General features: G+C 62.3%; 13 protein-coding genes. 4 read left to right on the top strand and 9 right to left on the bottom strand.

Annotated elements, in window-relative coordinates; all coding sequences use genetic code 11:
* The first annotated feature begins 30 nt into the window (after nt 1–30).
* Both DZK26_RS00710 and DZK26_RS00705 read left to right on the top strand, forming a co-directional pair.
* Nucleotides 31–636, top strand: a complete 606-nt coding sequence (locus tag DZK26_RS00710) for a peptidylprolyl isomerase (protein ID WP_404976172.1) — start codon at nt 31–33, stop codon at nt 634–636.
* On the top strand, nt 629–1,414 hold the full coding sequence (locus DZK26_RS00705; protein ID WP_309545483.1) for a UDP-2,3-diacylglucosamine diphosphatase: 786 nt from the start codon (nt 629–631) through the stop codon (nt 1,412–1,414). The genes DZK26_RS00710 and DZK26_RS00705 overlap by 8 nt, the downstream gene beginning before the upstream one ends.
* A gap of 131 nt (nt 1,415–1,545) precedes the next feature.
* Here DZK26_RS00705 and DZK26_RS00700 read toward each other — a convergent pair whose 3' ends face one another.
* Entirely contained in the window at nt 1,546–2,520 is a 975-nt protein-coding gene (locus DZK26_RS00700) for an NAD(P)/FAD-dependent oxidoreductase (RefSeq protein ID WP_116896973.1), read from the bottom strand.
* Nucleotides 2,517–3,086 (bottom strand): lipocalin family protein, encoded by a 570-nt coding sequence (locus tag DZK26_RS00695; protein ID WP_116897031.1) that lies wholly within the window; start codon nt 3,084–3,086, stop codon nt 2,517–2,519. The genes DZK26_RS00700 and DZK26_RS00695 overlap by 4 nt, the downstream gene beginning before the upstream one ends.
* 300 nt (nt 3,087–3,386) lie before the next feature.
* Between DZK26_RS00695 and DZK26_RS00690 the strand changes: the two genes are divergently transcribed.
* Both DZK26_RS00690 and DZK26_RS00685 read left to right on the top strand, forming a co-directional pair.
* A complete protein-coding gene (locus DZK26_RS00690; RefSeq protein WP_116896974.1) occupies nt 3,387–4,685 on the top strand; it encodes a tol-pal system YbgF family protein in 1,299 nt (432 codons plus the stop codon).
* Between the two features lie 137 nt (nt 4,686–4,822).
* On the top strand, nt 4,823–6,667 hold the full coding sequence (locus tag DZK26_RS00685; protein ID WP_116896975.1) for a hypothetical protein: 1,845 nt from the start codon (nt 4,823–4,825) through the stop codon (nt 6,665–6,667).
* Between the two features lie 21 nt (nt 6,668–6,688).
* Here the strand turns inward: DZK26_RS00685 and lysS are convergent, their stop codons facing one another.
* The 7 genes from lysS to carA form a co-directional block, all read right to left on the bottom strand.
* Nucleotides 6,689–8,224 carry a lysine--tRNA ligase gene (lysS, locus tag DZK26_RS00680; RefSeq protein ID WP_116896976.1) on the bottom strand — a complete coding sequence of 512 codons (1,536 nt, stop codon included), beginning with the start codon at nt 8,222–8,224 and terminating at the stop codon, nt 6,689–6,691.
* A 181-nt stretch (nt 8,225–8,405) separates the two neighbouring features.
* Nucleotides 8,406–9,504, bottom strand: a protein-coding gene (gene prfB, locus DZK26_RS00675) for a peptide chain release factor 2 (RefSeq protein WP_116896977.1) whose coding sequence is annotated in 2 segments (ribosomal slippage) — nt 8,406–9,431 and nt 9,433–9,504 — 1,098 coding nt in all. Because the reading frame shifts where the segments join, the coding sequence is not laid out codon by codon here.
* Nucleotides 9,505–9,584: 80 nt separating this feature from the next.
* Entirely contained in the window at nt 9,585–11,297 is a 1,713-nt protein-coding gene (recJ, locus tag DZK26_RS00670; RefSeq protein WP_116896978.1) for a single-stranded-DNA-specific exonuclease RecJ, read from the bottom strand.
* Entirely contained in the window at nt 11,294–12,217 is a 924-nt protein-coding gene (locus DZK26_RS00665; RefSeq protein ID WP_147316846.1) for a hypothetical protein, read from the bottom strand. The genes recJ and DZK26_RS00665 overlap by 4 nt, the downstream gene beginning before the upstream one ends.
* Nucleotides 12,186–12,668, bottom strand: coding sequence for a transcription elongation factor GreA (greA, locus tag DZK26_RS00660; protein ID WP_116896980.1), 483 nt, complete (start codon nt 12,666–12,668; stop codon nt 12,186–12,188). The genes DZK26_RS00665 and greA overlap by 32 nt, the downstream gene beginning before the upstream one ends.
* Before the next feature lie 16 nt (nt 12,669–12,684).
* Nucleotides 12,685–15,900: a carbamoyl-phosphate synthase large subunit gene (gene carB / locus DZK26_RS00655; protein WP_116896981.1), complete on the bottom strand. Its 3,216-nt coding sequence runs from the start codon at nt 15,898–15,900 to the stop codon at nt 12,685–12,687.
* A complete protein-coding gene (carA, locus tag DZK26_RS00650) occupies nt 15,893–17,017 on the bottom strand; it encodes a glutamine-hydrolyzing carbamoyl-phosphate synthase small subunit (RefSeq protein ID WP_116896982.1) in 1,125 nt (374 codons plus the stop codon). The genes carB and carA overlap by 8 nt, the downstream gene beginning before the upstream one ends.
* Between the last annotated feature and the right edge of the window lie 19 nt (nt 17,018–17,036).

Genomic DNA, 17,036 nt, shown 5'->3' with positions numbered 1-17,036 from the left:
ATTGCGCAACCCATGGATGAACGACCACCGATGCGAACTTTCCTTGCCCTGCTGATGCTCACGGCCCTGCCTCTGGCCGCGCAGGAATCCGGACAGAACACCGAAACCCAGAACGATTCGACAACAATGGAGAACCCGACCGTGATTCTGCAGACCAACTTCGGCGACATCACCGTCGAACTATTCGAGGAACAGGCGCCGGAATCCACGGCCAATTTTCTCGCCTACGCCCGCGACGGCCACTACGACGGCACGGTGTTCCACCGGGTAATCGAAAACTTCATGATCCAGGGCGGCGGTTTCGATACCGACTTCGAGCAGAAGCCCACCCGTGATCCGATCGAGAATGAAGCCGACAACGGTCTCGAGAACAAGCGGGGCACGCTGGCCATGGCCCGCACCAACGATCCGCACTCGGCCACCAGCCAGTTCTTCATCAACGTGGTCGACAATTCCTTCCTGGACCACCGCAACAAGGCCTCGGGGCAAACCTGGGGCTACGCGGTCTTCGGCCGCGTCGTCGAGGGCATGGATGTCGTCGACGAGATCCGGTCGGTGGAAACGACCAGCAAGGGCATGCACCGCGACGTACCGGCCGAACCCGTCATTATCGAGCGAGTCGAGATTTCTGACTAAAAGCGCACCAACCTATCTGATCGCCGACCTCCATCTGCAGGATGAGCGACCGGAAACCACGCAGTTGTTTCTGGATTTCCTCGACGGCCCGGCACGCGAAGCCGCATCGTTGTACATCATGGGGGATCTGTTCGAGGTCTGGATCGGTGATGACGCGCCCGGCAACCTCGGTCGCCGGGTAGCCCGCCAATTGGCGAAGCTGGCCGAAGGCGGGACCGCGCTGTTCTTCATTTGCGGCAATCGCGACTTCCTCGTCGGCGATCAATTCTGCCGGCAATCCGGCATGACGCGCCTCGAGGAGCCGGTATTCCTCACGCAGGATAACGAGCCGATTCTGCTGTTGCACGGTGACACGCTCTGCACGGACGACGAGTCCTATCAGAGATTCCGGCGCAAGGCACGGGATCCCCGCTGGCAGCAGCGGATCCTCGGCAAGCCGGCCTGGCTGCGAAAACTGATGGCAAGACTGGCGCGCTGGAAGAGTCTCCGGCACACGGCCTCTACCGAAGAGAGCATCATGGATGTCAATTTCGAGGCGGTCGAGGCGGCCTTTCGCGAGCATGGTGTACGCCGCATGATTCACGGCCACACCCATCGACTGGCGATTCACGATATATCGGTCGATCAGCGTCACTGTCAACGAATCGTACTCGGCGACTGGCACGAGACGGGCAGCACCGTGCGCGTGGATTCAGGCGTGACCATGATGACGGTCGCCCGCAATGACGACGGCAGCGTCGAACTGAGGCTGCAGGAAACGGCGGCGCCTCTGAGCTGATGGGTGCAGCGAAAGACACCCGAGTTAACTCAACCGCCTAGAACTGACATTTACGGCGCCCAGACTGTTTGGGTCATTCGAATTTTGATCATTCGAATTTGTTTGGTACTTGGTGCTTGGGATTTGGGTTTCTAAAGCACGGACGCCAGCCTTTGCGCTGCCGCCACGCCGCTGATCCAGGCACCCTCGATTCGTTCGCCGGCACACCAGTCGCCGGCGACCACCAGCTTGCGCCCATCGTCGGCCAGTATCGGCCCGTCCAGGGGAGCTCGAGCCATTGCATAGCGCCAGCGATGGGCAAGACACAGGCGTGAAGGCCGGTTGAAAGCGGAATCGAGTTCAGTCATGGCCGCGAACAACGCGTCCGCCACCTCTTCAGGTTCGGCTTCCAGGTTGTCCCGCGACCACGCCGCACTGGCATGCCCGATCCAGGCCGACGTGCTTTGACTGCCGGGTTTGCTGTCGTTGCGTGCGACCCAGGACAACGGCCCTTCGTTGACGAATGCGGCGTCGAAGGCGGTGGCCGGTGGCTCTGCAAAGCCCACCATGACCGACCAGCACGGCAGCATCTCGACCGTATCGAGCTGCCCGGAAAAGGCGTGCTCCGGCCCCAGCAAAGCGGATGACTGGGCCGGCGGCGCGGTCACCAGCAGAGAACAAGCTTCCAGCAACTGCCCATCGGTCGAACGGACCCGCCAGGATTGCCTGTCGAATTCGATGGATTCGGCGCGCCAGCCCCAGCGGCAGTCGAGCCCACCGGCGAGACGATGCAGCACGGCATTCATCCCGCCGACGCCGACCCAACGCCGTGCCGGTGACTCGCCGGCATGATCGGGCCGCTTTCCGAACACGGTCAAGCTTGGCGTCCACGGCGCAAGAAGCCCGGCACCCGTCCAGGCCTCGACCTGGCGGGAAAATGCGTCGCTGCGCGCCGTCAAGTACTGTGCGCCGTGGTCGAAGATGAACCCCTCCTCTCGCCTCGTTGCACTGCGCCCACCAGGGCCGCGGGACTTCTCGACCACGGCAACGGAACGGCCGCTGGAAGCAAGCCTCGCCGCAGCGGTCAGCCCGCTCCAGCCGGCACCAATCACGATCACGTCGATCATCGATGCTCCGTTCGGATCAAGCCCGTCGTGTCGAAGCCCTGTCGTTGCGCTTCGGCCACCAGGTGCTCAAAAATATCGTCCGGCAATTCCGGCTGCCGCGCCAGTATCCACAGCAGCTCCCTGTCGTCACTGCCGACCAGTGCATACTGATAATCGTCATCCAGCGCCATGACCCGGTACTCGCCCCAGACAAAAGGCAGCCAGGAAAGCCATCGCGGGGCAAACCGGACTTCCAGCGCCGATTCACGGCTGTCGGCATCGTCGGGCCGGGCAATACCTTCGGCCTCGCTCCAGCTCCCGTCCGCCCGGCGGCAGCGGTTGGTGACGCTGACCCGCCCGTCGTCGAGCAAGGCATATTCGGCCGTCACCTCACCGTCGCAATGGCTCTGGAATCGGTTGGGCAACCGCGCAATCTCGTACCAGCGCCCTTGATAGCGCTCCAGGTCGAGCGAGTCGACCAATTCCAGGGGACTACGCGCCATACAGGGAAAGCTCAGCATCAGGCCGATGAAGAACAAGGCCACTTCCGGGCCCGGTCGGAGACGAAAGAATCGCGAAGACTGCATGGAATCCATTCATCCGGAAATTGTATCGCCATCATACGCCTGCCATGCAGATGCGTCTTGGGCGGGCACCTCAATTGCTGATAGACTTGGCCGACCAATGAACTGAAATCCTTCAATAAAAAGGGGGTGACGATGGAGTGAGGCTCTATGAAGCACCCAACCCCTTCCAGTTGCCGTTACCATTCGCAGCGTTCGATCCACTGGTACTGTGAGTCCTGCCTACTGCCCCTTTGCACCTCCTGCAAGCCCTACGCCGAGCAACTTCCCATGGAAGTCGGCTGCCCGCTTTGCGGAAAAGCCATGCAGGAGCGAGCCGCAGGGGTCGATCAAGCCGATCCGATCGAGATTCCCGGAAAGAACGCGACCTGCCCACCAGCATTAGTCATCGCCGCCCTTGCGGCCACGGTCGGAACAGTCGGCTTCGACTCTCTGCCGGGGCTTGTCCTGGCTCTGCCGTTGGGCGTCCTGCTGTTTTACATGATGGTCATATTGACGCGTAGAGCCGGCGAAGGCCTGGCGCATCCACCTTCACTCGGAGATCTGATCGATATCGACCAGATCGAATACGGCTGTCGCATACTGACTTTCGGATTGCCATTCATCTTGCTGCTGCTGATCACAATGGCGGCGACTTCGACAGCACTGGCGACCCTGACCTGGCTTGCAGCCGCTGCCGTTCTACCCGCGGCACTGATGACGGCGATTGTTTTCGAATCTCCTCGTGCAGCGTTCAATCCGGCATCGGTCGCCCACGTCGTCGGTGTCACGAAGCGGGAACTGGTGAAACTCTCGCTACTGGCCATGGCTACCGTCATCGCGGGCGCGGGTGTAATCGCTCTCGCGGGCGATGGCGCTGTCTTTGTTCGCGGTCCGCTGGCATTCATCGCCACCATGCTCGCCCTGGGGATAAGCGCACGGGTGGGCATGATCGCTCGCACCCATCGCCGCAGGCTCGACTATCCTGCCGGCGTCGCCCGCATCGATCGCCCGCGCCGTCCGGAACCCGCCTTGTATGAACCGGCCCTGATGGCGGCCGATGCCGAAGTGCTACTGCGCGAAAACCACTTGCATGAGGCAAGGCAACTGCTGGGAACGGCGCTCACGCGCTACCCGGACGAACCGGCTCTCAATGCGTTGTTCGACCAGCTGGTCTGGGAGACGGCGGGACCCGACGAATATCGCAATCATCTCGAACGCCGCATGCAGCGCCTCATCCGCGGTGGTCAGGTCGCCGCGGCAACCGAATTGTGGCAGCGAAACAGCCCGAGCCTCGACAACTGGGTGCCTCGTCTGAGCGAAACCCGGTACCGCCTTGCGCTGGAACTCGACGAACTGGGCGACCACCAGATCGCTTGCCGGCTTCTTCTCAGCCTGCCGCAGGACGATCGCAAGTTCTTCCATATTGCAGAGGCATGGATGGAGGCGGCGCGCATCCTGGAAGAGCGGCTCGGCGACGCACCGAGAGCACGAGAATTGCGGCACTTCGTCCAGCAGCGCTTTCCGGATAGCGCCGAAAGATGGCTGGCCCAGTGGCGGCCACGCAGGCAATCGACGAAAGAAAATCGGCACCGGTCACCACCAGCCGCCGCCCATGGTTGACAAGGGCTCAACGCCCTGACCCGTCGCGCGGGATCGGGCGCGCTTTTCGCTCGGGGCCGCCCGACGTTCACAAGGACGGTGGAAATGGGGTAGTCTCGGCCGACTGCCATTTCATTTCGAGTCCCCAGCGCGCAAGAATGAATCTCCGCGGCCTGTCCACCCTTTTATTACTGGCAACAGCCTGCCTCGCACAACTCATCTGGGCCGGATCCGCGTATTCGGAGGCATCCCTGCAAGCCGGTGCCGGTAGCCTGACGCTGGAGATGCGTGGTGATTACCTCCCGGATTTCGGTATCGAAATTCTTCATGGCGGGCAACCGATCACCACGCGCAAGCAGCTGAGATTTCGGGTCGATGCTACCGAGCCGGTCGGCATTGACGCGCCCCGGGGCGTCTTCGAGGCACTAAAGCCGGGCAGCGGACGGCTGACTGCCGAGGCGGACGTCGTCCTTCGCCGTGGCGACCGGGAAGTCATCATCGACACGATGACGATCCTTCCCGGAGAAAGTGCCGGGCATCCCCGGTTCGTCGTCCTGGACGACCGGGACAATGCCCTTTTCACGCTGTCCCATCTGCACGTATCGCTTGATATCGAAGACGGGCGATTTTCCGTCAGTCACGCCGAACTGGAAGCGACAGAAGATCTGGCGCGGCGACTGGGCTTCGGGAAACTGGCCGGGATGCCGATCGGCGCGGCCCGGATGGATCTCGAACTCGAGATCACGGACCGCGGCGACCTCTCCGGGTTGCCGGAGGCATGTGACGGACGACCGATCTGGCCGCAGGACGGCGTGGAGGCGGATATCGAGCTGATCGGAATGAACAACGTCGCCTACCAGGGTAAGCACGCCGACGGCCGTATCAAGCTCGCCCCCTCGGCCATCCTCAAGAATGTTTCCGAAGCGGATATCCCCTGGATTCCACAGTTCGAAACACTCGATGGCTACGACTACCCCTTCGAACCGTCCGACCAGCACGCCTACCTGGTCTGGAATCTTTACCGAATCGCCGACGGCCGGATCGAGATGCTGGCCGCTTCGGGGGCAAAACACGCTTTCTTCACAGTCAATACTTCCTGCGACATCAACTGTGACAACAACAACGTGGTCTGGAAAGGCTGCGAGGACATCTACGCGGCCGGCAGCAACGACATGCCGGCCCACCAGGGCCCGCGAAACGAGATCGAAGCCAGCATAGGCGAGTGGGACAACTGCGGCTCCTTCTTCGACCCGGACTGCACCGGCAGTCTAACCGACGATGCCGGCGAGTGGCAGCACCGGCTTCTGGTCGACCCCGACGAGCTACAGCGGCCCGGAGCCGAGTACTTCATGGATGCCTGGTATGTCGTGCAGCACGACGTCGACATCTGGAACACCATGGGGTACCGGCCCATCGATCCGGAACCAATCGGCGACGGCTGGGTGATGAATGAAGGAACGTTCACGAACGGTCCCGTCGTATCGGAATGGGTAGGCACCGGAAATACCGGTCCCAAGACCGACCACGAAGTCATCGTCATTGCGTCCGAATCCCCCGAACAAGACTACCCCGATAACATGCCGCAGGGCCACCTGCGGCTCCTGGTCAAGGTCACCGAGGTCGAAACCGACCGCTATCGATACAACTACGCGCTGCAGAACTACGACTTCGACCGGGCACTGGAAGGCTTCCGTATCGAGCTGCCTGACAACGCCACGGTTTTCGACACGTATTTCGGAGACACTGACAGGGATGCTGTCAATGACTGGCGTATCGGAGTTCACGACACTTACGTGTCCTTCCAGGCGCCCCCCGGCAATCCCCTGAGCTGGTTCACGCTGTTCAACTTCGAAATCGAAACGGACGCTCCGCCGGTCAATTCCCGAGTTAAGCTCGACCTGTGTGGTGACGGCAACGATATGGAGAGGAACGTGGAAATACTCGCACCCGCAGCAGGGATGAATCTGATCTTCGAGGATGCCTTCCGCGGCTCCAGCTGCTGACTGTACTCGCGCAGGCCCGCGTCATTCGGTCGCTTCGGGCCGCAGATAGGGGAACAGCAGCACGTCGCGAATCGAGGCCGAGTCGGTCAGCAGCATGACCAGGCGATCGATCCCGATGCCCTCGCCCGCCGCCGGCGGCATTCCGTATTCCAGCGCCCGGATGTAGTCCTGGTCGAAATGCATCGCCTCGGCATCGCCCGCGTCGCGCGCTTCGACCTGGGCCTGGAAACGTTCGGCCTGGTCTTCCGGGTCGTTGAGCTCGGAGAAGCCGTTGGCGATCTCGCGCCCGGCGATGATCAACTCGAAGCGATCGGCAAAATCCGGATCCTTTTCATTGCGCCGCGACAGCGGCGAGACCTCGATCGGGTACTGCGTGACGAAAGTCGGCTGGATAAGCCGGCGTTCGACGCCCGCCTCGAACAGCTCCATGAGCAGGCGCCCCCAGCCCCAGCCGTCTTCGGCATGAATATCGTGCTTCCGGCAGACGGCACGCAGTTTGTCGGCATCCTTGATGTCTTCGCGAGAGAGTTCGTCGTAATGCTCGATGACGGCATCCACGACTTCGATCCGGTCGTAATCGCCACTGAAGTCAATGATCTCTCCCTGGTACTCGACGCGACCTCCGGAGACCCCCGGCAGATCATCGATCAACTGGTTGAACAAGGACTGGGTCAGCCGGATCAGGTCGTTGTAGTCGGCGTGCGCCCAGTAGAACTCGAGCATGGTGAACTCGGGATTGTGCCGGGTCGAGACGCCTTCATTGCGGAAGTTGCGGTTGATCTCGTAGACCTTTTCAAGACCGCCGACCAGCAACCGCTTGAGATGCAGTTCGGGGGCGACGCGCAGGTAAAGGTCGAGATCCAGGGCGTTGTGATGGGTCACGAAGGGCCGTGCCGTCGCGCCGCCCGGAATATGGTGCATCATCGGCGTTTCAACTTCGAGGAAGCCCTGGTCGTCGAAGAAATGCCGGATGGCCCGGATGATCAACGAACGGCGCACGAAGGTGTCGCGCACTTCGGGGTTGACAATCAGGTCGACGTAGCGCTGGCGATAGCGCGTCTCCTGGTCACTCAGACCATGCCATTTTTCCGGAAGCGGCCGCAGCGACTTGGTCAGGAGTTTCAGGTCGCTGGCCTGGATGCTCAGCTCGCCGGTACGCGTTCGCATCAGGGTACCGGTCACACCCACGATATCGCCGATATCCCACTGCTTGAAAGCCTGATACACCCCCTCCGGCAAATCATCGCGACGCAGGTAGAGCTGGATGCGCGCACCGGAGCTGTCCTGGATATGCACAAAGCTCGCCTTGCCCATGATGCGACGCGAAAGGATGCGCCCGGCGAGGCGGTATTGCTCGTCGTGCGACTCCAGCGTCTCCTGGTCCCAGCGCTCCGCGTCGCCGAAGCGCTCGAGCAGCGTGGCCGCATCCGCAGTCACCCGGAAGTCATTGGGAAAAGCCTCGCCCTGCCCGCGCAGGGCATGCAATTTCTCCCGCCGCTCCGCGATCAGGCGATTCTCGTCGACCTCGGGCGTCTGGTTCTGTTCGTTATGCGTCATTGAAAATCACTTTAAAAAACTGTCCACAGATGAACACAGATAAACACAGATAAACACAGATTGAAAAATAAAATGAAACCAGCTTTAACTATCCACCTTCGAACACGATGAATTCCCGTAGCGCTCTAAAGCTCAAAAAAATCCATATCTGTGTTCATCTGTGTTCATCTGTGGACAAAATTTATTCCAATCCAGCTTGTAATTGCGCGGCGGCGAATTCGTCGAGGTCGCCGTCGAGCACTTTCTGGGTATCGCTACGCTCGATACCGGTGCGCAGGTCCTTGATCCGCGACTGATCGAGCACGTAATTGCGGATCTGACTGCCCCAGCCGATGTCGGCTTTCTCGTCTTCCGTGCTCTGCGCCTTGTCGCGCTGCTTCTGCAGCTCCAGTTCGTAGAGCTTGGCACGCAGCTGCTTCATGGCGTGATCGCGGTTTTTGTGCTGCGAGCGATCGTTCTGGCACTGCACCACGATGCCCGTCGGCTCGTGGGTGATACGCACCGCCGACTCGGTCGTGTTGACGTGCTGACCGCCCGCGCCCGAGGCCCGATATACATCGATACGCAGGTCCGAGGGATCGACGTCGATCGCAATGTCCTCATCGATCTCGGGCGAGACGAACACGCTGGCAAACGAAGTGTGCCGGCGATTGCCCGAGTCGAACGGCGACTTGCGAACCAGGCGGTGCACACCGGTCTCCGTCTTGCACCAGCCGAAGGCATGATCCCCCTCGACGTGAATAGTCGCACTCTTGATGCCGGCCACGTCACCCTCGGACAATTCGATGATCTCGGCCTTCCAACCGCGATTCTCGGCCCAGCGCAGATACATGCGCAGCAGCATTTCCGCCCAGTCCTGCGCTTCGGTGCCGCCGGAGCCGGCCTGGATGTCGATGAAACAGGGGCGGTTGTCCATTTCTCCGGAGAACATGCGCTGGAACTCCAGCTCCGCGACCTGTTTTTCGAGATCCTGTAGATCGCCGGCCACGCTCTCGAGCGTGTCCTCGTCCTCTTCCTCCTGGGCCAGCTCGAGCAGGTCCGCGGCGTCGCTGACACCTTCGATCACCGCCCGCTGGGCGGACACGGACCGGTCGAGATCGGAACGTTCCTTGCCCAGCTTCTGGGCATGTTCGGGATCGTCCCAGACGGATGGATCCTCGAGTTCCCGGGTGACTTCTTCGAGCCTTTCTACCTTGCCATCGTAGTCAAAGGTACCCCCTCAGCGCACTAACACGGCGCTCCAGGTCGTCCAGAAGGGTCTTGATTGCAGTCAGTTCCATTTCGGCTGTGATCCTTGTAGCAAGTCTGAATGGCAAAACGCGCTATTGTAACGCCGCCCAGTCACCAGCGGCCAGCACACCTAACCGAGCGATTCCACCAGGTAACGGATCTTCATCTGGGGTATCACTCGCCCCTGCCAGCGGTTGACTTCCAGGCTGTAGACCACGCCGAGCGGGTCCGGCAGCTCCTGGTGGCAGAGGCTGCCGGCTCCGAAGGCGATGGCATCGAGCGCGGGACCACCCGACTCCGCCTGGAGTCGCAGCTTGAGATGGTGCGCGCCGACCACGCGGCGGTCGAGCACCCGAAAACGACCGTCGAACAACGGCTCCGGCCAGGCCTGACCCCAGGGACCCGCCTCGGCGAGCGCGGCGGCCGTCTCCAGCGACAGTTCCTCGGCCGCCAGCGCGCCATCCGTATGGACGATATCGGGCTCGAAGGTTCGATCGGCCAACTGTTCGTGAAAGGCCTGGCGAAAGGCCTCCAGGCGGTCTTCGTTGAGGCTCAGTCCGGCCGCCCGGGCATGACCGCCGAATCGGTCGATCAACCCCGGATTCCGGACGTCGATATCGACCAGCAGGTCGCGCATGTGCACGCCGGCGGGGCTGCGCCCCGACCCCTTGAGTTCGCTGCCGCCGGCTTCGGCCGGCGCAAAGGCGATAACCGGTCGTTGCAGGCGCTCGACCAGGCGCCCGGCCACCAGTCCGACGACGCCCTGGTGCCAATCGGGATCGAAGACGCAAAGGCCCGGCAGGTCGCCATCGAATTGCTCACCCAGGCGCTTCGCCTGTTCTTCGGCCATTTCCTGCATGTCGGCCTGCAGCGACTGGCGCTCGCGATTGAGCGCATCCAGTTGTTGCGCCAGTTCGGTGGCCTCCGATTCGTTGTCTGCCAGCAGGCAGCGAATGCCGATACCCATATCCTCCAGGCGCCCCGCGGCATTGAGGCGAGGGCCGGCGGCAAAGCCCATGTCTGACGCGTCGACATGGCGCACGTTGCGCCCCGCCACTTCCAGCAGAGCGCGGATGCCCGGCAGGCATCGTCCGGCACGGATGCGCTGCAATCCCTGTTGGACCAGGCGGCGGTTGTTCTCGTCAAGCGGCACCAGGTCGGCCACCGTGCCAAGCGCGACCAGGTCGAGCCACTGATCGAGCCGCGGCTCGGTTCCGTGCGCAAAACGGCCGTGCTTGCGCAAATGCGATCTAAGGGCCATGAGCAGGTAGAACATCACCCCCACTCCGGCGAGCGCCCTGGAACCGAAGGTCTCTCCGGGAAGGTTGGGGTTGACGATGGCGTGGGCCGGCGGCAGTTCCTCGCCCGGCAGATGGTGGTCGGTGACGATCACGCGCATGCCGGCCTCGATCGCACGCCCGATACCCTGGTGCGAACTCACGCCCTGATCGACGGTAACAACGAGGTCGGGCGCGAGTTGCTCCAGTTCTTCGACAAGGGTGAGACCGAGGCCATAGCCGTGACGAAAGCGGTCGGGTACCCGCCAGTGCACATCAGTCGCGCCCAGCGCGCACAATCCGCGCACGGCCAAAGCCGTGCCCGTGGCCCCGTCGGCATCGAAGTCGCCCACCACGACGATGCGCCGCTTTTCGGCGATGGCGTCGGACAACAATTCGCAGGCGGCTTCCAACCCCTGCAAGGTTGGCGGCAAAAGCGTCGACAAGGAATAATCGGGAACGCCCGTGGCACCCCGCGCGGCCAGCACACGGCCGACCACCGGGTGAACACCGGCCACGGATGAGGCCAGCCCGTCGCGACGGCGGACATGCACACGGCGGATCATCGCCACACCCGCCAGGCATCTCCAACCGAGAAACGACGCAGCGTTTCCATGCCGGCCAACTCCAGCTCGCGGATACGACCCAGCCGCAGCCGACGCCAGACAGGACGAAGGTATTCCTGCAATTGCTCGAGATTGGATTCGGCGGAGGCCTCGAAGCGTGACGGCCACTCGACCAGATCGCCGGCTTGCAGCTCGACGTTCCTGCCAAACGTCCGATTCGGCAGACCCAGCCAATCCGCGAGGCCACCCAATATCGGGTCGTCGGCGACGATGCGGCACACTCGCGGCTCGATCGACTCGGGGTCCGGCAGCGCACCGCCACCCCAGAACCACAGGCTCCCCGGAATCGAAGCCGGCTCTTCCGCGCCTTGGCGATACTGCTGCAGGAGAACCTGCGTTTCGTTGAGCAGCCGGCGCCATTGGCGGGCATCGGGGCCTTCCGGCAGGCAATGTTCGAGGCTGTTGCCCGCCAGGGTCCAGGGGGGCTGAAAACGCGCATCGGGAGGGGAATCGAGCCTCAGGTAGCCCCGCCCATGCTCGGTCAGATCCAGATCGAGATCCTCCTCCGCGAGCAATTCGACCAGCTCCCGTTTCCAGGGACCGGGCTCGAATCCCTTGTCGGCTTGCAGCCAGACCGCCGCGAGATCGGGAATCAGCCCGACCGGATCGGCCCGCAACCAGGTGCCGCTTGCATCATGGGGCCGGTCGATCCGTCGGGTCAGTGGTGCGGCCGGCAGCGCGACGCCGGACGCCAGTTCAGCCTGGGGCGATTGTCGATCCAGCGTCTGCGGCCGGCCGCTGCGAATCAGCGCAGCAATCAACGGCGGCAGGCACGCGGCTTCCCGCAGCAGGGACTCCAGCTGCGGGACATACAGGACAAGGCGCTGCTCAGGCTTCGTATCGGACCTCGACAATCTCATAGGTCCGTTTGCCGTTGGGCGCTTCGAACTCCACAACGTCACCCTCCTCATGCCCGATCAGGGCGCGAGCCAGGGGCGCGGAGATGGCCAGCCGGCCCTCGCTTGTGTCGGCTTCGAGGTCGCCGACAATCTGCCAGGTCACTTCCTCGGCATCGTCGGCATCCTCCATCAGTACCACCGTGGCACCGAAGACCACCTTGCTGCCGGCATTGAGCGAGGCAACGTCGATCACGCGGGAATTGCCCAGCGCGGCCTCGAGATCCCGAATGCGGGCCTCGATGAAGCCCTGCTGCTCGCGCGCGGCATGGTATTCGGCATTTTCCTTGAGATCGCCATGCGCACGCGCCTCGGCGATGGCCTCGATCACCGCCGGACGTTCCTTTTTCTTGAGCCGATCGAGTTCGGCACGCAGGCGCTCGGCGCCCGCCTTGGTCAGTGGCGTCTGGCTCATAGTTACTCCTAAGGGATTACTCGGCGTGCAGCTCGGATAGGCTGCGCACGCCCCGTTCGTCCCAGTGGTCCATCGCTTTCAGCGTTGCCCGGGCACCGGCGATGGTCGTCGAATAGTTGACCTTGCGCTGAAGCGCCTCGCGCCGGATGGAAAACGAGTCCGCGATGGCCTGGCGTCCTTCCGTCGTGTTGACGATGTAATCGATTTCATCGTTCTTGATCAGGTCGACGATATGCGGTCGGCCCTGGATCACCTTGTTGACGTAGTCACACTCGACGCCGTTTTCAACCAGGTACTTCCAGGTGCCTTCTGTCGCCACAAGGTCGAAACCTCTTTCCGTCAGTTCGCGCGCAACCGGCAACAGGTCTTCCTTGTCAGCGTCGCGCACGCTGAGGAACACGCGGCCGCTCATCTTGACGATGATACCCACACCCTGCTGCGCACGCGCCACGGCCGATCCGAACGACCGGCCGACACCCATCGCCTCGCCGGTCGAGCGCATCTCCGGCGTCAGGATCGGATCCACACCCTGGAACTTGATGAAGGGGAAGACGGGCTCCTTGATGGAATAGAACTGACTTGAAAGATCATCGACAATACCTTGATCTTCAAGTGATTTTCCAACCATACAACGGGCGGCAATCTGCGCCATGGCAACGCCCGTGGCCTTCGAGACGAAGGGCACGGTCCGCGATGCCCGGGGATTGACCTCGAGCACGAAGATATCGTCACCACGAACGGCGAACTGCACGTTCATCAGGCCGACGACCTTCAACCCCAGCGCCATCTGGCGAGTCTGGTGGCGAATTTCCTCGATCACCGCTTCGGGCAGGGAAAACGGCGGCAGGCTGCAAGAGGAGTCGCCGGAATGCACGCCGGCCTGCTCGATATGCTCCATCACGCCGCCGATAACCACCCGCTCTCCGTCACAAACGGCATCCACGTCGACCTCGATGGCATGGTCCAGAAAATGATCGAGCAGCACGGGTGACTCGTTGGAAACCTTGACCGCCTCGTTCATGTAGCGCTTGAGCTCGTCCTCGCCGTGGACGATGTCCATGGCCCGGCCGCCGAGGACGTAGGAAGGCCGCACGACCAGCGGGTAGCCGACCTCACGTGCCAGGATCAACGCTTCTTCGGGATCACGCGCCGTTCGGTTGGGCGGTTGCTTGAGCCCCAGACGATTGAGCAGGTCCTGGAACCGCTGACGATCCTCGGCCAGGTCGATGCAGTCGGGCGTGGTACCGATGATCGGGGCGCCGGCGGCCTCGAGATCGCGCGCCAGCTTCAGCGGCGTCTGGCCGCCGAACTGGATGATGATGCCCTCCGGTTGCTCCAGCTCGACGATGGACAGCACGTCCTCGAGCGTGAGCGGTTCGAAATACAAACGGTCGGAGGTGTCGTAGTCGGTCGAGACCGTCTCCGGATTGCAGTTGACCATGATCGTTTCGTAGCCGAGATCGCGCATGGCCAATGCGGCGTGAACACAGCAGTAATCGAACTCGATGCCCTGCCCGATCCGGTTGGGACCGCCGCCGAGCACCATGATCTTGCGCCTGTTCGTCGGCTCGGCCTCGCAATACTCACCCCAGGTCGAATACATGTAGGCCGTACTCGTGGCGAACTCCGCCGCACAGGTGTCGACGCGGTGATACGCCGGCGCAATCGAGAGCTTGCCGCGCAACTTGCGCACCGAGCGCTCGCTCACGCCGGCCAAATCTGCAATACGGGCATCCGAAAATCCGTAGCGCTTGATCTCGAGCATCCGTTCGGCATCCAGTGCGGCCACGCCCTCGTCAAGCAGCACCTGTTCGATCTCGATGAGCTCTTCGATCTGGTCCAAAAACCAGGGATCGATGCGGGTAAGCTGACGGATCTCCTCGAACTCGATACCGCGACGAAAGGCTTCGGCGACGTACAGCAGGCGCTGCGGGCCGGCCTCGCGAAGTTCGCGCCGGATCAGGGTCAGCTCGTCGATTTCCTCGCTTTCGAATTCGACCGGGTCGAGCCCGGTCAATCCGGTCTCGAGACTGCGCAACGCCTTTTGCAGAGACTCCTGGAACGTACGGCCGATGGCCATCGCCTCGCCGACGGACTTCATCTGTGTCGTCAGGCGGTCGTTGGCGGCCGGGAACTTCTCGAAGGCGAAGCGCGGAATCTTGGTAACGACATAATCGATGGTCGGCTCGAAGGACGCCGGCGTAGCGCCGCCAGTGATTTCGTTTTCCAGTTCATCCAGGGTGTAGCCGACGGCCAGTTTCGCGGCCACCTTGGCGATCGGAAAACCGGTGGCCTTGGAGGCCAGTGCCGATGAGCGCGACACGCGCGGATTCATCTCGATGACCACGACACGACCGGATTCGGGATCGACCGCGAACTGCACGTTCGAACCGCCGGTATCGACACCGATCTTTCTCAGCACCGCGATGGCTGCGTTCCTGAGTGCCTGGTACTCCTTGTCGGTCAGCGTCAGCGCAGGTGCAACGGTGATCGAGTCGCCGGTGTGAACGCCCATCGGATCGAGGTTTTCGATCGAGCAGATGATGATGCAGTTATCGGCCTTGTCACGAACCACCTCGAGCTCGAATTCCTTCCAGCCCAGCAGCGACTCGTCGAGCAACACCTCGTTGGTCGGCGACAGGTCCAGACCATGCTCGACGATCTGCACGAACTCCTCCCGATTGTAGGCAATGCCGCCACCGGAACCGCCCATCGTGAACGAGGGCCGGATGATCACGGGAAAACCCATTCGCTTCTGGATCTCGATCGCCTCGTCCAGCGTATGGGCCATCTCCGCCTCGGGCGATTCAAGACCGATATCGCGCATCGCCTCGCGGAATTCCTCACGATCCTCGGCCATGTCGATGGCTTTCTTGGAAGCGCCGATCATCTCCACGCCGAACGCTTCCAGCACGCCTTCCCGATCGAGATCCAGAGCGCAGTTCAGTGCGGTCTGCCCGCCCATGGTCGGCAGCAGCGCATCGGGCCGTTCCTTCTCGATGATGTCGCGCACCACGTCCCAGCGGATCGGCTCGATGTAGACCACATCGGCGATTTCCGGGTCGGTCATGATGGTCGCCGGATTGGAATTGACCAGGATGACCTTGTAGCCCTCCTCACGCAGCGCCTTGACCGCCTGCACCCCCGAGTAGTCGAACTCGCAGGCCTGCCCGATCACAATCGGCCCGGCCCCGATGATGAGAATGGTCTGGATATCGGTTCTCTTAGGCATCTGCGGTTTCCATCATTTCCACGAATTGGGCAAACAGTGGCCGCAAGTCGTGCGGGCCCGGGCTGGCTTCGGGATGGCCCTGGAAGCCCATGGCCGGTTTGTCCTTGATGCGAATTCCCTGGAGCGTGCCATCGAACAGCGAGCGGTGGGTCGGAATGACCGTCGCCGGCAAGCTCGATTCATCGACGGCAAAGCCGTGGTTCTGGCTGGTGATCAGAACCTGGCCGGTCACGAGATCCTTGACCGGGTGATTGGCGCCATGATGGCCGAACTTCATCTTGACCGTCTTCGCCCCACCACTCAGAGCCAGCAACTGGTGGCCCAGGCAAATGCCGAATGTCGGCACATCCTTCTCGAGCAGGCCGCGGATCGCCTCGATGGCATAGTCGCAGGGCTCGGGATCGCCGGGGCCGTTGGACAGCATCACGCCGTCGGGCTTCATCGCCAGCACGTCGGCCAGCGGCGTCCGGGCGGGCACGACGGTCACACGGCAGCCGGCATCGACCAGGAGACGCAGAATGTTGCGCTTGACCCCGTAGTCATAGCAAACGACATGAAGGCGGCCCTGGCCCTGACGGAACTCGCCCGCTCCCAGATCCCAACTGCCGTCGTTCCACTCGTAGGCGCGCTCGACAGTGACCGTGCGGGCGAGATCCTGACCGCTCATCGGGGCGCATTCGCGGGCCCGGCGCAGTGCTTCCTCGGCATCGACGGTATCTCCGACCAGCAGACAGCCATTCTGGGCGCCCTTGTCGCGCAGCAGAACGGTCAGCGCACGGGTGTCGATTCCTGCAATGCCCGAGGCGTCGTTATCCGCCATCCAGTCCGACAGCGACTGCGTGGCACGCCAGTTACTGTGGCGGCGGGGATAATGACGGATGACCAGGCCGGCGGCATGGATTCTTCCAGCTTCGACGTCCTGTGGATTGACGCCGGTATTGCCGACGTGGGATGCGGTGAGGGTGACAAGCTGGCCGGCATAACTGGGATCGGTAAGGATCTCCTGATAGCCGGTCATGGCCGTGTTGAAGACCACCTCACCGGCCCGCGTGCCCGGCGCGCCGATGCCCCGCCCGGAAAACGTCGTACCGTCTTCCAGCGCCAGAATTGCCTGCATTGAAGAACCTCCGGGTACA

This window comes from Wenzhouxiangella sp. 15190 (assembly GCF_003417465.1).
Taxonomy (GTDB): domain Bacteria; phylum Pseudomonadota; class Gammaproteobacteria; order Xanthomonadales; family Wenzhouxiangellaceae; genus Wenzhouxiangella.
This window is presented reverse-complemented; position numbering and strand designations above follow the sequence as displayed.